At 64.7% G+C, this 13,934-nt stretch carries 12 protein-coding genes; 2 read left to right on the top strand and 10 right to left on the bottom strand.

Annotation, left to right across the window (positions count from 1 at the left end):
* Nucleotide 1: 1 nt before the first annotated feature.
* A complete protein-coding gene (locus tag AYB31_RS15470) occupies nt 2-586 on the top strand; it encodes a cob(I)yrinic acid a,c-diamide adenosyltransferase (RefSeq protein WP_068829594.1) in 585 nt (194 codons plus the stop codon).
* Nucleotides 587-638: 52 nt separating this feature from the next.
* On the opposite strand, the gene AYB31_RS15465 is transcribed toward AYB31_RS15470, so the two are convergent.
* The 4 genes from AYB31_RS15465 to secA all read right to left on the bottom strand — a co-directional run bounded on the left by AYB31_RS15465 (nt 639) and on the right by secA (nt 6,407).
* On the bottom strand, nt 639-1,583 hold the full coding sequence (locus tag AYB31_RS15465) for a Nudix family hydrolase (RefSeq protein WP_068829593.1): 945 nt from the start codon (nt 1,581-1,583) through the stop codon (nt 639-641).
* Nucleotides 1,580-2,218 carry a glutathione S-transferase family protein gene (locus AYB31_RS15460; RefSeq protein WP_068829592.1) on the bottom strand — a complete coding sequence of 213 codons (639 nt, stop codon included), beginning with the start codon at nt 2,216-2,218 and terminating at the stop codon, nt 1,580-1,582. Before AYB31_RS15460 ends, AYB31_RS15465 begins: the two co-directional genes overlap by 4 nt.
* Nucleotides 2,219-2,341: 123 nt before the next feature.
* Nucleotides 2,342-3,559: a bifunctional glutamate N-acetyltransferase/amino-acid acetyltransferase ArgJ gene (gene argJ, locus AYB31_RS15455; protein WP_068829591.1), complete on the bottom strand. Its 1,218-nt coding sequence runs from the start codon at nt 3,557-3,559 to the stop codon at nt 2,342-2,344.
* Between the two features lie 115 nt (nt 3,560-3,674).
* Nucleotides 3,675-6,407, bottom strand: coding sequence for a preprotein translocase subunit SecA (secA, locus tag AYB31_RS15450; protein ID WP_068829590.1), 2,733 nt, complete (start codon nt 6,405-6,407; stop codon nt 3,675-3,677).
* Between the two features lie 246 nt (nt 6,408-6,653).
* On the opposite strand from secA, the gene AYB31_RS15445 reads away from it, so the two are divergent.
* On the top strand, nt 6,654-7,109 hold the full coding sequence (locus tag AYB31_RS15445) for a DUF721 domain-containing protein (protein ID WP_068829589.1): 456 nt from the start codon (nt 6,654-6,656) through the stop codon (nt 7,107-7,109).
* 61 nt (nt 7,110-7,170) lie between these two features.
* Here the strand turns inward: AYB31_RS15445 and lpxC are convergent, their stop codons facing one another.
* From lpxC to murC, 6 genes are all read right to left on the bottom strand, one after another.
* Complete coding sequence (gene lpxC, locus AYB31_RS15440; RefSeq protein WP_068829588.1) at nt 7,171-8,082, bottom strand: UDP-3-O-acyl-N-acetylglucosamine deacetylase; 912 nt, start codon at nt 8,080-8,082, stop codon at nt 7,171-7,173.
* 112 nt (nt 8,083-8,194) lie between these two features.
* Nucleotides 8,195-9,391: a cell division protein FtsZ gene (gene ftsZ, locus AYB31_RS15435; RefSeq protein ID WP_068829587.1), complete on the bottom strand. Its 1,197-nt coding sequence runs from the start codon at nt 9,389-9,391 to the stop codon at nt 8,195-8,197.
* A gap of 52 nt (nt 9,392-9,443) precedes the next feature.
* Nucleotides 9,444-10,688: a cell division protein FtsA gene (ftsA, locus tag AYB31_RS15430; protein WP_068829586.1), complete on the bottom strand. Its 1,245-nt coding sequence runs from the start codon at nt 10,686-10,688 to the stop codon at nt 9,444-9,446.
* Nucleotides 10,689-10,708: 20 nt separating this feature from the next.
* Nucleotides 10,709-11,566: a cell division protein FtsQ/DivIB gene (locus tag AYB31_RS15425; protein ID WP_068829585.1), complete on the bottom strand. Its 858-nt coding sequence runs from the start codon at nt 11,564-11,566 to the stop codon at nt 10,709-10,711.
* A 2-nt stretch (nt 11,567-11,568) separates the two neighbouring features.
* Nucleotides 11,569-12,510: a D-alanine--D-alanine ligase gene (locus tag AYB31_RS15420; RefSeq protein WP_068829584.1), complete on the bottom strand. Its 942-nt coding sequence runs from the start codon at nt 12,508-12,510 to the stop codon at nt 11,569-11,571.
* Nucleotides 12,507-13,913: a UDP-N-acetylmuramate--L-alanine ligase gene (murC, locus tag AYB31_RS15415; protein WP_068829583.1), complete on the bottom strand. Its 1,407-nt coding sequence runs from the start codon at nt 13,911-13,913 to the stop codon at nt 12,507-12,509. Before murC ends, AYB31_RS15420 begins: the two co-directional genes overlap by 4 nt.
* Between the last annotated feature and the right edge of the window lie 21 nt (nt 13,914-13,934).

The following is a 13,934-nucleotide window of genomic DNA, read 5'->3' as shown; positions in this document are numbered from 1 at the left end:
GATGGGTTACCGACTGAGCAAGATCTACACGAAGACCGGCGACAAGGGCGAGACCGGCCTGGGCGATGGGCGCCGTGTGGGCAAGGACCATCCGCGTATCGAGGCCATCGGCGAGCTGGATAACCTCAACAGTCAGCTCGGCCTGCTGCTGGCCGAGCTGACTGAACAGCAGACCAGCTGCGACGGCCTGAACGAGATCATCGAGGTACTGGCGCCCTGCCAACACCGCCTGTTCGACCTCGGCGGCGAGCTGGCCATGCCCGCCTACCAGGCCCTGCAGAAGAGCGAGGTGGAACGCCTGGAGGCGGCCATCGACCTGTGGAACGAAGAAGTCGGCCCGCTGACCAACTTCATCCTGCCGGGCGGCTCGCGGCTGATCGCCCAGGCCCACGTCTGCCGCGGCCTGGCCCGCAGCGCCGAACGCCGCTGCCAGCACCTCAATGCCGTGGAGCCGCTGCGCCCGGTGGGCATGGCCTACATCAATCGCCTGTCCGACCTGCTGTTCGTCGCCGCCCGCCTGATCGCCCGGCGGCAGAACATCGACGAAGTGCTCTGGCAGGCGGCGCAGAAGCCAGACACTCCGTAGAGGCAGAGGATCGCCCAAATTTCTGCTCGGCAAGCAGAGCTGACGGTGACGGTCAGCTCTGCGGCCAGAATGCGCGGATACCGGCCACCCCCTGGGCACCGGTTTGCCAGGCGCGCTCCCTATCCTGCGGGCCGACACCACCGAGCAAGAAAGCGGGAATATTGCTGCCACGCAGCAGCTCGGCAGCAGCATCCCAGCCCAGCGGCGCAGCCTCCGGATGGGTCTGGGTGGCCTGCAGTGGCGACAGGGTGACGAAGTCCACGCCCATGCGCGCGGCCAACGCCAGTTCCTCGGCGCCGTGGCAGGACGCGGCCAGCCAGCGCTGCCCAGGGAACGGCCGGCCATGGGCGGCGTACTTGCGCAGCTGCTCGGCCGTCAGGTGCCAGCCAGCGGCGGGAAAGTCGCCCAGCCACTCCAGCGGCCCCTTGAGCATCAGCTGCGCCTTGCCGGCGCACAGACCCTGGATATCCACCGCCAGGTCGCGGTACTGGGCATCGAACATGTTCGGCGCGCGCAGCTGGATAAGACGGATCCCGGCCGCCACGGCGGCTCGCACACCGGCCAGCAGCTCGCCCGGCTCCAGGCCATCCGGCGTGATCAGATAGTGATCCGGCAAGCGTGCAGCGGCGACGATGGGCTGGTTGGCGGCGGGAAACTCGTAGTCCAGCAACTCGCGTGAGCTAACCCAGGCCAGCGGCTGGCCCTCGGCGCCATGGGGTTCGCCACTGAAGGCAGAGACTTCCCAGACATCCAGCAGCACCTGCTTGTCCGGATAATCGTGCTGTACCTGGATCAACGGCCGGGCCACCTCGACGTCTATGCCCAGCTCCTCGTTCAACTCGCGAGCCAGGGCATCACGCACCTGCTCGCCGGCCTCCACCTTGCCGCCGGGAAACTCCCAAAGGTCACCCTGGTGCTGGTCGGCAGCCCGCCTGGCAATCAGTACAAGGTCATCGGCGCCGCGGATCACCGCAGCCGCCACATGCACTCGTTTCATCCGTTGTTCTCCGTTTCCTGCAGGCCGGCCTGGTACCAACGCTGGAAGGCCGGCCATTGATAGATGCTGTCCACATAGGCCTGCGCCTCCTGCGGCAGTGCCACTCGGTAGCTGCGCAGCCGCGCCGCCACCGGGGCGAAGAAGGCATCGGCGATGCTGGCGTGACCGAAGAGGAAATCGCCATCCCGACCATGACGTTGACGGCATTCCAGCCACAACGCGCAGACGCGGGCGATATCCGCCTGAACCTCGGCCGGCACTTCGGCCAGCGCCTGGCTACGGCGCAGATCCATAGGCATGTGGCTGCGCAGGGCGACGAAGCCGCTGTGCATCTCCGCGCAGGCCGAACGGGCCAGGGCCCGCGCGGCCTGCCCACGGGGCCACAGATGCGCCTCGGGAAAGCGCTCAGCGAGGTACTCAGCGATGGCCAGGGAGTCCCAGATCACCCCATCTTCGGTTTTCAGCACCGGCACCTTGCCGGTCGGCGAATGCTGCAACAGCCGCTGGCGACTCTGCGGGCCGTAGAGCGAGACGAGGATTTCCTCATAGGGCACCTGGGCCAGCTCCAGCGCCAGCCAGGCGCGCAGCGACCAGGAAGAGTAGTTCTTGTTGCCGATGACCAGGGTCAGGGACATGGGACGCTCCGAATCAGATGGACTGTTCCGACCTTAAGAGCGGCTTCCTCCAATAGCAAATTCCCGGTAGTCATGGGGCCATGACTACCGGGAATCCGGGTACCACTCAGCGCTGAGCGTGGATCAGGTGCGGTATTCCGCGTTGATCTTCACGTACTCGTGGGAGAGGTCGGTGGTCCAGATGGTTTCGCTGCAGGTGCCGCGACCCAACTCGATACGAATGGTGATTTCCTCACGGGCCATCACCGCCGCGCCCTGAGCCTCGGTGTAAGTAGCGGCGCGGCAGCCCTGGCTGGCGATGCACACCTCACCGAGAAACACGTCGATCTTGCTCACGTCCAGGCTCGGCACGCCGGCGTAGCCAACAGCGGCGAGGATGCGCCCCCAGTTGGGGTCGGAGGCGAACAGCGCAGTCTTGATCAGCGGCGAGTGGGCCACGGCATAGCCGACATCCAGGCACTCCTGGTGGGTGCCGCCGCCGTTGACCTGCACGGTGACGAACTTGGTGGCGCCCTCGCCGTCGCGCACGATGGCCTGGGCCACTTCCATGAACACCTCGAATACCGCCTGTTTGAGCTTGGCGAACAGTTCGCCGCTGGCAGAGGTGATCTCCGGCAGTTGTGCCTGGCCGGTCGCGATCAGCATGCAGCAGTCGTTGGTCGAGGTATCGCCATCGATGGTGATGCGGTTGAACGACTTGTTCGCCGCATCGCGCACCAGATCCTGCAACACGCTGCGCGCCACCTTGGCGTCGGTGGCGATGTAGCCGAGCATGGTCGCCATGTTCGGGCGGATCATGCCAGCACCCTTGCTGATGCCGGTGACGGTGACGGTGACGCCATCGTGCTGGAACTGCCGGCTGGCGCCTTTGGGCAGGGTGTCGGTGGTCATGATGCCGGTGGCAGCTTCGGCCCAGTGGTTCTCGTTCAGATCATCCAGCGCCGCCTGCAGCGCGCCCTCGATCTTCTCCACCGGCAGCGGCTCACCGATAACACCGGTGGAGAACGGCAGCACGGCGCCGTCCGGCACGCCAGTCAGGGCTGCCAGCGCAGCACAGGTACGCCGGGCATTGGCCAGGCCGTCCGGGCCGGTGCCGGCGTTGGCGTTGCCGGTATTGGTCAGCAGGTAGCGCACCTCACCCTGCATACGCTCGCGGGTAATCAGCACCGGAGCGGCACAGAAGGCATTGGTAGTGGTCACGCCGGCCACGCGAGAGCCCTCGGCGCAGCGCATCACCACCACATCCTTGCGCCCGGGACGCTTGATGCCGGCGGAGGCGATACCGAGTTCGAAACCGGGAACCGGGTGCAGAGTAGGCAGGGGACCAAGACCGACGGCCATGTGGAACGCTCCTTCGAAGGCAGTGCAAAGCCGCGGGTAGGCGGCACGGGTTGGAAAAACGCCGCGAGCGGCAGAGCCGGTCGCGGCGTTGTCTATATAGCAGGCCCTGCCTGGATCAGCTCAGCTGACCGTGGCAGTGCTTGTACTTCTTGCCAGAGCCACAGGGGCAGGGCTCGTTACGGCCGATCTTCGGCTCGGTGCGCACCGCGCTGGCAACCGCCACTTCGCCTTCGGCCTCCTCGGCTTCGACGCCCGGCATGGCCGATGCCTCGGCGTGCTGGAACTGCATGCGCTCGGCCATGGCCTCGGCCTCGCGACGCAGACGCGCCTCTTCCTCGGCGGGGTCTTCGCGGCGCACCTGCACATGGGACAGTACGCGGATGGTGTCGCGCTTGATCGAGTCGAGCAGCTCCTGGAACAGGGTGAAGGACTCGCGCTTGTACTCCTGCTTGGGGTTCTTCTGCGCATAACCACGCAGGTGGATGCCGTGGCGCAGGTGGTCCATGGTCGCCAGGTGGTCTTTCCACAGGTCGTCCAGCACGCGCAGCAGCATCTGCTTCTCGAAGGTACGCAGGGCCTCGGCACCGGCCAGCTCTTCCTTCTCGTTGTAGGCGCTCAGCAGCGCCTGGAGGATGCGCTCGCGCAGGGTTTCCTCGTACAGCTTCTCGTCGTCGTCGAGCCACTGCTGAATCGGCAGCTGGACACCGAAATCGCTGTTCAACGCGGCTTCCAGGCCACGGATGTCCCACTGCTCCGGCAGCGACTGCGGCGGGATGTGGCTGTCGATGGCGGCGCCCAGCACTTCCTCGCGGAACTCGCTGATGGTCTCGCCGATATCGCTGGCGGCCAGCAGGCTGTTGCGCATGTGGTAGATCACCTTGCGCTGCTCGTTGGCTACGTCGTCGTACTCGAGCAGCTGTTTGCGCATGTCGAAGTTGCGTCCTTCGACCTTGCGCTGGGCCTTCTCGATGGCGTTGGTCACCATGCTGTGCTCGATGGCCTCGCCGGACTGCATGCCCAGAGCCTTCATGAAGTTCTTCACCCGGTCGGAGGCGAAGATGCGCATCAGGTTGTCTTCCAGCGACAGGTAGAAGCGGCTGGAGCCCGGGTCACCCTGGCGACCGGCACGGCCGCGCAGCTGGTTGTCGATACGGCGCGACTCGTGGCGCTCGGAGGCGATCACGTGCAGGCCACCGGCCTCGATCACCTGCTGATGGCGCTTCTGCCAGTCGGCCTTGATCTGTGCGATCTGCTCTTCGCTGGGGTTTTCCAGCGCCGCAACTTCGGCTTCCCAGTTGCCGCCGAGGAGGATGTCGGTACCGCGACCGGCCATGTTGGTGGCCAGGGTAACGGCACCCGGGCGACCGGCCTGGGCGATGATTTCGGCTTCCTTCTCGTGGAACTTGGCGTTGAGCACCTTGTGCTCGAGGCCGGCCTGCTCCATCAGCTTGGAAACGTATTCGGAGGTTTCGATCGAAGCGGTACCGACCAGGATCGGCCGACCCTGGGCCTGGCATTCCTTGATGTCGGTGATGATCGCCTGGTACTTCTCTTCCTGGGTCAGGTAGACCAGGTCGTTGTAGTCCTTGCGCGCCACCTGGCGATGGGTCGGGATGACCACCACGTCGAGACCGTAGATCTGGCGGAACTCGAAGGCCTCGGTGTCGGCGGTACCGGTCATGCCGGACAGCTTGTTGTACAGGCGGAAGTAGTTCTGGAAGGTGGTCGAGGCCAGGGTCTGGCTCTCGGCCTGGATGCTCACACCCTCCTTGGCTTCGATGGCCTGGTGCAGGCCCTCGGACAGGCGGCGGCCCTGCATGGTACGGCCGGTGTGCTCGTCGATCAGGATCACCTGGTCGTTCTGCACGATGTATTCGACATTGCGGTGGAACAGCTTGTGCGCGCGCAGACCGGCGTAGACGTGGGTCAGCAGGCTGAGATTGTGCGCGGAGTAGAGGCTCTCGCCCTCGCCCAGCAGGCCGGCGGCGGTAAGCATCTCCTCGACGTACTGGTGGCCGGCCTCGTTCAGCTCAACCTGGCGGCTCTTCTCGTCAACCTTGTAGTGGCCTTCCTGAGTGACCACGCCTTCCTCTTCCTCGATGTGCTGCTTGAGGCGCGGGATCAGCTGGTTGATCTGCATGTACAGCTTGGAGCTGTCTTCGGCCTGGCCAGAGATGATCAGCGGGGTGCGCGCTTCGTCGATGAGGATGGAGTCCACTTCGTCGACCACGGCGAAGTTCAGCTCGCGCTGGTACTTGTCCTCCAGGCTGAAGGCCATGTTGTCGCGCAGGTAGTCGAAACCGAATTCGTTGTTGGTGCCGTAGGTGATGTCGCAGGCGTAGGCGGCACGCTTCTCTTCCGGCGGCTGGAACGGCGTGACCACGCCGACCGACAGGCCGAGGAATTCATACAGCGGGCGCATCCAGTTGGCGTCGCGGCGGGCCAGGTAGTCGTTCACCGTGACCACGTGCACGCCTTTGCCGGAAAGCGCGTTGAGGTATACCGCCAGGGTGCCCACCAGGGTCTTGCCCTCACCGGTACGCATCTCGGCAATCTTGCCTTCGTGCAAGGTCATGCCGCCGATCAGCTGCACGTCGAAGTGGCGCATGCCCATCACCCGCTTGCCGGCCTCGCGGGCCACGGCGAAGGCTTCCGGGAGCAACTGGTCGAGCGTCTCACCCTTCTCCAGACGGGCCTTGAACTCCTCGGTCTTGGCCTTCAGCTGATCGTCGGAGAGGCCGAGAATCTGCTCCTCCAGCGCGTTGATCGCGGTCACTGTCTTGAGCATGCGTTTAACTTCACGCTCGTTCTTGCTTCCAAAAAGTTTCTTCAACAGTGGCGCAAACATATCGACGGATTCTTCCACGCTGGGGGATGGAGGGTGGTGCCTGGCACGACCCGGCAGCCAGCTCGGCTGCGTGCGAAAGGGGGCATTCTACCCGGAAACGTTGGCGAGAAAAGGGCGAACCCCCACACCCCTGCCGGATACGCCAAACACGCACGCCGACAGGCCGTTCGACTCTATATGGGGACGAACACCGACAGCTGCAAGGCCCTTTGCTAACATGGCGTATCCTCAGCCGAAGCCAGCGCCATGAGTTCTCGCCTCCCTCCCGCCAAAACCCCCAGCGCCCTGCTGCGCGAACATCGCCCGTTGCAGGCGCTGTTCAGCGCCGCTCAGCGCCTGGGCAAGCTGCAGGCGCTGGTCGAGGCGCAGCTGGAGCCGGCGGCGCGCGAGCACTGCCTGGTCGCCAGCTGGCAGGACGGCTGCCTGTTGCTGCTGACCAGCAACGGGCACTGGGCGACACGCCTGCACTACCAGCAGCGCCGCCTGCAACGCGCGCTGCAGCAGCTGCCGGAGTTCGCCGAACTGCAGAAGATCCAGGTCAAGGTGCGCCCGCCCAACACCCAGGTCGCCTACCAGGGCCATCCCGCCGAGCTGTCCCAGGCTGCGGCGGAAAGCCTCAACCACGCTGCCGAAGGCATTGGCGACCCGAAGCTGCGCGCCGCACTGGAGCGCCTGGCGCGCAATGCCCGCCGCGAAGAATAGGCAGAAAAAAACAGGCCACCCGAAGGTGGCCTGAATACATACAGAAGAGGTGTGCTGGCGCTTAGCCCGCAGCAACCGGACGCATGTAGGAAATCGGCGCGGTGCTGGCGTCATCGAAAATCACCACTTCCCAGGCATCCGTCTGCTCGATCAGGGTCCGCAGCAGGCGGTTGTTCAGGGCGTGACCGGACTTGAAGCCCTTGAACTCGCCAATCAGGCTGTTACCCAGCAGGTACAGGTCACCAATGGCGTCGAGGATCTTGTGCTTGACGAACTCGTCCTCGTAACGGAGGCCGTCTTCGTTGAGCACGCGGAACTCGTCCACCACGATGGCGTTGTCCACACTGCCACCGAGTGCCAGGTTCTGCGAACGCAGGAACTCGATATCACGCATGAAGCCGAAAGTCCGTGCGCGACTGACTTCCTTGACGAAGGAAGTGCTGGAGAAATCGACGCTGGCGGTCTGGGTACGACCACGGAACACCGGGTGATCGAAATCGATCTCGAAGCTCACCTTGAAGCCGTCGAAGGGCAGGAAGGTGGCGCGCTTGTCGCCCTCCTCCACTGTCACTTCGCGCAGCACGCGGATGAACTGCTTCGGTGCTTCCTGCTCTTCCAGGCCAGCAGATTGAATCAGGAATACAAAGGGACCGGCACTGCCATCCATGATTGGAACTTCGGATGCCGAGAGCTCGACGTAGGCGTTATCGATGCCCAGGCCTGCCATGGCCGAAAGCAAGTGCTCTACGGTATCCACCTTGACGTCACCATTGACCAGAGTGGTCGACATGGTGGTCTCACCAACATTCTCGGCGCGGGCGGGGATTTCCACGACCGGATCCAGATCGGTGCGACGGAACACGATACCGGTATCCACCGGGGCCGGCTTGAGAGTCAGGTAAACCTTCTCTCCAGAGTGCAGGCCAACACCGGTGGCGCGGATGATGTTCTTCAGGGTGCGTTGTCTGATCATGGTTTTGGCTGCTTGTGCGCTTGTTGCGAACTGTTTTCAACAATGGGCGGCGATGATAGCAGAACCGCCCTTTGCTGAACACCAATCACCGATATACTCCTGATAGATCGCATCAATCAGCCTGGCGACGCAGGAAGGCCGGGATATCCAGATAGTCCAGGTCATCCTGCGAGTTCAGCTTGGCCGCGGCGGCACTGCCGGCGAGGCTTTGGCGCTGAACGGTCGGGCGCTCGTAGTCCTTGTAGTTGACGGCCGGTTGCTCGGCGGAACGCGGTGCAGCAGCGTTCAGCGTGGCAGCCGCAGACGGAGCAGCCTGCACGGTATTGTCGATAACCTTGACCGGCTTCTCGATACGCGCACCCAGGCCGGTGGCCACGACAGTCACGTGCAGCTCGTCGCGCATGTCCGGATCGATCACCGCGCCGACCTTGACGGTGGCGTGTTCCGAGGCGAAGGCCTCGATGATCTCGCCGACCGCGGCATACTCGCCGAGGGACAGGTCCAGACCAGCAGTGATGTTGACCAGGATGCCGCGGGCGCCCTGCAGGTTGACGTCTTCCAGCAGCGGGTTGCGGATGGCCGCTTCGGTAGCCTCGCGCGCACGGTTCGGGCCACTGGCGGCGCCGGTGCCCATCATGGCCATACCCATTTCGCCCATCACCGTCTTCACGTCGGCGAAGTCGACGTTCATCAGGCCCGGACGCTGCATGATGTCGGAGATGCCGCGCACGGCGCCGGACAGCACGTCGTCAGCCTTGGCGAAGGCAGACAGCAGGCTGGCGTCCTTGCCGAGAATGGTCAGCAGCTTCTCGTTGGGGATGGTGATCAGCGAGTCAACGCATTCGGACAGGGCACGGATACCCTCGTCGGCGACCTGCATGCGCTTGCGGCCTTCGAACGGGAACGGACGGGTCACCACAGCCACGGTGAGGATGCCCATTTCCTTGGCCACTTCGGCGATGATCGGCGCCGCACCGGTACCGGTACCGCCACCCATGCCGGTGGTGATGAAGACCATGTCGGCGCCTTCCAGCACTTCGGCGATGCGATCTCGATCTTCCATGGCGGCCTGGCGGCCGATTTCCGGGTTGGTGCCGGCGCCCAGGCCCTTGGTTACGCCGGTGCCGAGTTGCAGCACGCTACGCGCACCGACGTTCTTCAGCGCCTGCGCGTCGGTGTTGGCGCAGATGAACTCGACGCCTTCGACATTGTTCTTGATCATGTGGTTGACGGCGTTGCCACCACCGCCACCCACACCGATCACCTTGATCACTGCACTTTGCGGGACGTTATCTACTAGTTCGAACATTTCCCCTCTCCTTCCTTTTTAGTTATCGCCTACAGCTACCGCGGGTTACACATCAGAAATTGCCCTGGACCCAGCGTTTCAGCCGCTCCAGTACCGGTGTTCTGGCCTCATCGCCATATTGAATGCCGGGCGACTGATAGCCGTCGGCTTGCTTGCGCAGCCCGTACATCAGCAGCCCGACGCCGGTGGAATAGATAGGGTTGCGCACCACGTCGGTCAGGCCCTTGACGCTGTGCGGCACACCCAGGCGCACCGGCATGTGAAAGATTTCCTCGGCCAGTTCGACAGCACCTTCCATCTTGGCGGTGCCGCCGGTCAGCACGATGCCGGCCGGGATCATGTCCTCGTAGCCACTGCGGCGCAGTTCGGCCTGGATCAGCGTGAACAGCTCGTCGTAACGCGGCTCGACCACTTCGGCCAGGGACTGGCGCGACAGGTCGCGCGGCGGCCGTTCGCCCACACTGGGCACCTTGATGGTCTCGCCAGCACCGGCCAGCTTGGCCAGGGCACAGGCGTAACGGATCTTGATCTCTTCGGCGTACTGGGTCGGCGTCCGCAGGGCCATGGCGATGTCGTTGGTGACTTGGTCGCCGGCAATCGGGATCACCGCCGTGTGGCGGATCGCGCCTTCGGTGAAGATGGCGATGTCGGTAGTGCCGCCGCCGATGTCGACCAGGCACACACCCAGCTCCTTCTCGTCCTCGGTCAGTACCGAGTAGGCGGAAGCCAGCTGTTCGAGAATGATGTCGTCGACTTCCAGGCCGCAACGGCGCACGCATTTTTCGATGTTCTGCGCGGCATTGGTGGCGCAGGTGACCACATGTACCTTGGCTTCCAGACGCACGCCGGACATGCCCATGGGCTCGCGCACGCCTTCCTGGTTATCGATCACATAATCCTGCGGCAGGGTGTGCAGCACGCGCTGATCAGCCGGAATGGCCACCGCCTGGGCGGCGTCCAGCACGCGCTCCAGATCCGCAGGGCTGACTTCGCGATCGCGAATGGCGACGATGCCGTGGCTGTTAAGGCTACGGATATGGTTGCCGGCGATACCGACGAAGGCCGAGTGGATGCGGCAGCCGGCCATCAGTTGCGCTTCTTCGATGGCGCGCTGGATCGACTGCACGGTGGACTCGATATTGACCACCACGCCCTTCTTCAGGCCGCGCGACGGGCTGGTGCCGATACCGACGATGTCCAGCTCGCCATCGGCCGTCACCTCGCCCACCAGCGCCACCACCTTGGAGGTGCCGATGTCGAGGCCGACGATCATCTTGCCGCTTTGCACGCTTGCCATGACTTACCGTTCTCCTTGATTCACTGTGCGGCCGCGGCAACCGCCGCCGCTGGCGCCACCGGTTCGCGCCAGGCCACGGCCAGGCCGTTGGCGTAACGCAGGTCGATGCGCTCGATATTCGTCATCTGCTGCTTCAGCACCTTGTCGTGGATGGCGGTGAAGCGCCGCATCTTGTCCACCAGGTGATCCCGGCCGAGGAGAATCTCCACGCCCTGGGCGGTGCTGAGGAACCAGCTGCCGTGCTCGCGCAGCTCCAGGCGGGTGATGGAAAAGCCCATCGGCCGCAGCAGCTGGCTGAGCATCTGGTATTGCTGCATCACCTGCTGCTGGGCGCGCCTGGGCCCGGACAGCAGTGGCAGATGTTCGTAGTTGGCCGCTTCGCTCGGGGCGAAGGCGCGGCCCTGGTTGTTGAGCAGCGCCCCGTCGCCCCAGCGCGCCACCGGCAGCTGCTCCTGCAGGCTGATGGCGACCTGATCGGGCCACACGCGACGCACTTCGGCATGGGCGATCCAGGGCATCTGTTCCAGCTCGGCGCGCATGCCGGCCAGGTCGACGGTGAAGAAGCTCGCCGAGACGAACGGTGCGATGCGCTCCTGTACCGCCTGCTGGCTGATGTAGCTGAGTTCGCCCTGCACGCTGATGCGGCTGATCGGCCGGTCGGCGTAGGGGATCAGACGCTGCGCCAGCTCATAGGTGCCAAGGCCCAGGCCCAGCAGCAACAGCGGCCACAGCAGGCGCTTGACGCCGCTAAAGTCGGGGCGCGGCAGGCGCGCAGACAGAGGTTGCTTGGCCACCATCCGGCTCGCCCCGCGCGCAGCAATAGGCTGACGCCGAGTGGCGCCTCCCATGGGCTGTGGGTGACGGACAGTGGCAACCATGCTTAACCCCTTGCCTCGACGCTGTCGGCCAGGATCGCCAGCACCAGTTGCTGGAAATCCAGACCCGCCGCACGGGCGGCCATCGGCACCAGGCTGTGATCGGTCATGCCCGGCACGGTGTTGACTTCCAGCAGCCAGAACTTGCCATCGGCATCCTGCATCACGTCGGCACGGGCCCAGCCTTGGGTGCCGACGGCTTCGCAGGCGCGCGCGGTCAGTTCCTTGAGTTCGGCCTCCTTCTCCGGCGCCAGGCCACAGGGCACGCGGTACTGGGTATCACTGGCCAGGTACTTGGCGTCGTAGTCGTAGAAGGTATGCGGCGTGCCCAGACCGATCGGCGGCAGCACGTCGCCACGCAGCATGGCGACGGTGTACTCGGGGCCATCGATCATCTGCTCGACCAGCACCTGCGAATCGAACTGACTGGCGTCCTTCCAGGCGGCAATCAGTGCATCTACATCAGCCACCTTGGCCATGCCGATGCTGGAGCCCTCGTGAGCCGGCTTGACGAACAGCGGGAAGCCCAGCTCGGCAGCAGCAGCACGGCAGTCCTCTTCGCAGGCCAGAGTGGCATGGGCCGGCGTCGGCAGCCCCAGGCTCAGCCACACACGCTTGGTGCGCAGCTTGTCCATGGCCAGCGCCGAAGCAAGGATGCCGCTGCCGGTGTAGGGGATGCCGGCGCACTCGAGCAGGCCCTGCATGGAGCCGTCTTCGCCACCGCGACCGTGCAACACAATGAAGGCGCGGTCGATCTTCTCGCTGTTCAGGCGCTGCAGGAAGTCGTCGCCGACGTCGATGCCGAAGGCATCCACGCCTGCAGCCTGCAGTGCTTCCAGCACGGCGGCGCCAGACTTCAGCGATACCGCACGCTCGGCGCTCTTGCCGCCGAACAGCACGGCGACGCGACCGAAAGCCCGGGGATCGAGGGTGGAATGCAGGCTCATTTCGACTCACCTTGTGCAGCAAACAGCGGGTGCTTGATCAGTTGCGGGGCCACACCGCCGATATCGCCGGCGCCCTGGCACAGCAGGATGTCGCCGGCACGCAGTAGCGGCTGGATGATCGGAGCCAGATCGGCGCCACGCTCGACGTAGATCGGGTCGAGCTGACCGCGCTGGCGAATGCTGTGAGCCAACTGACGGCTATCGGCGCCGGGGATCGGCTCCTCGCCGGCCGGGTAGACCTCCATCAACAGCAGCACGTTGGCATCACCGAGCACCTGCACGAAGTCGTCATACAGGTCGCGAGTGCGGCTGAAACGGTGCGGCTGATAGAGGATCACCAGGCGGCGCTCCGGCCAGCCGCCGCGCACAGCCTTGATCACCGCGGCGACTTCGCGCGGGTGGTGGCCGTAGTCGTCGACCAACATCACGCTGCCATCGGCCACCGGCAGTTCGCCGTAGACTTGGAAGCGCCGACCGACGCCCTGGAAGCCGGACAGGCCCTGGACGATAGCCGCATCCTCGATGCCTTCGTCGCTGGCGATGGCGATGGTCGCCAGCGCGTTGAGTACGTTGTGGTTGCCCGGCATGTTCACCGAGACGTCCAGCGGCTCGCGACCCGGACGCAGCACGGTGAAGAAGGTCTGCATGCCCTGCTGGCGCACATTGATGGCGCGTACGTCGGCATCCTCGGAGAAACCGTAGGTCACGGTCGGACGGGCCACCTGCGGCAGCAGCTCGCGCACCACCGGGTCATCCACGCAAAGCACGGCCAGGCCATAGAACGGCAGGTTGTGCAGGAATTCGATGAAGGTCTTCTTCAGCACATTGAAGTCGCCGCCATAGGTGCTCATGTGGTCGGCGTCGATATTGGTGACCACCGAGACCATCGGCTGCAGGTGCAGGAAGCTGGCGTCGCTCTCATCAGCTTCGGCGATCAGGAAGCGGCTGCCACCGAGCTGGGCATTGGTGCCGGCGGCGTTCAGGCGACCGCCGATGACGAAGGTCGGGTCCAGGCCGCCGGCGGCGAATACCGAGGCCAGCAGGCTGGTGGTGGTGGTCTTGCCATGGGTACCGGCGACGGCGATGCCGTGGCGGTAGCGCATCAGCTCGGCCAGCATCTCGGCACGCGGCACCACCGGGATACGGCGTTCCAGGGCGGTGGCCACTTCCGGGTTGGCAGTGTTGATGGCGCTGGAGACCACCAGCACATCGGCCTGTTCGGCGTTCTCGGCACGGTGACCGATGAAGATCTGCGCACCGAACGTTTCCAGACGTTCGGTCACGGCCGAGGCCTTGAGGTCGGAGCCGGAAACTTCGTAGCCCAGGTTGAGCAGCACTTCGGCGATACCGCACATGCCGGCGCCACCGATGCCGACGAAGTGGATACGACGAATCCGACGCATACGGCGGATTTCCGAACGGGC

Origin of the sequence: Pseudomonas sp. BMS12, from assembly GCF_001592875.1 — a bacterium.
GTDB lineage: Bacteria > Pseudomonadota > Gammaproteobacteria > Pseudomonadales > Pseudomonadaceae > Aquipseudomonas.
Note: the sequence above shows the minus strand (reverse complement) of the source record. Positions and strands in the feature narration are given on the sequence as shown.

Bases quoted from the DNA above. Each gene is read 5' to 3' on its own strand.
- AYB31_RS15445 (WP_068829589.1), top strand. From the start codon at position 6,654: ATGAGTTCTCGCCTCCCTCCCGCCAAAACCCCCAGCGCCCTGCTGCGC.
- murC (WP_068829583.1), bottom strand. From the start codon at position 13,913: ATGCGTCGGATTCGTCGTATCCACTTCGTCGGCATCGGTGGCGCCGGC.
- AYB31_RS15425 (WP_068829585.1), bottom strand. From the start codon at position 11,566: ATGGTTGCCACTGTCCGTCACCCACAGCCCATGGGAGGCGCCACTCGG.
- ftsA (WP_068829586.1), bottom strand. From the start codon at position 10,688: ATGGCAAGCGTGCAAAGCGGCAAGATGATCGTCGGCCTCGACATCGGC.
- lpxC (WP_068829588.1), bottom strand. From the start codon at position 8,082: ATGATCAGACAACGCACCCTGAAGAACATCATCCGCGCCACCGGTGTT.
- argJ (WP_068829591.1), bottom strand. From the start codon at position 3,559: ATGGCCGTCGGTCTTGGTCCCCTGCCTACTCTGCACCCGGTTCCCGGT.
- AYB31_RS15470 (WP_068829594.1), top strand. From the start codon at position 2: ATGGGTTACCGACTGAGCAAGATCTACACGAAGACCGGCGACAAGGGC.
- secA (WP_068829590.1), bottom strand. From the start codon at position 6,407: ATGTTTGCGCCACTGTTGAAGAAACTTTTTGGAAGCAAGAACGAGCGT.
- ftsZ (WP_068829587.1), bottom strand. From the start codon at position 9,391: ATGTTCGAACTAGTAGATAACGTCCCGCAAAGTGCAGTGATCAAGGTG.
- AYB31_RS15465 (WP_068829593.1), bottom strand. From the start codon at position 1,583: ATGAAACGAGTGCATGTGGCGGCTGCGGTGATCCGCGGCGCCGATGAC.
- AYB31_RS15420 (WP_068829584.1), bottom strand. From the start codon at position 12,510: ATGAGCCTGCATTCCACCCTCGATCCCCGGGCTTTCGGTCGCGTCGCC.
- AYB31_RS15460 (WP_068829592.1), bottom strand. From the start codon at position 2,218: ATGTCCCTGACCCTGGTCATCGGCAACAAGAACTACTCTTCCTGGTCG.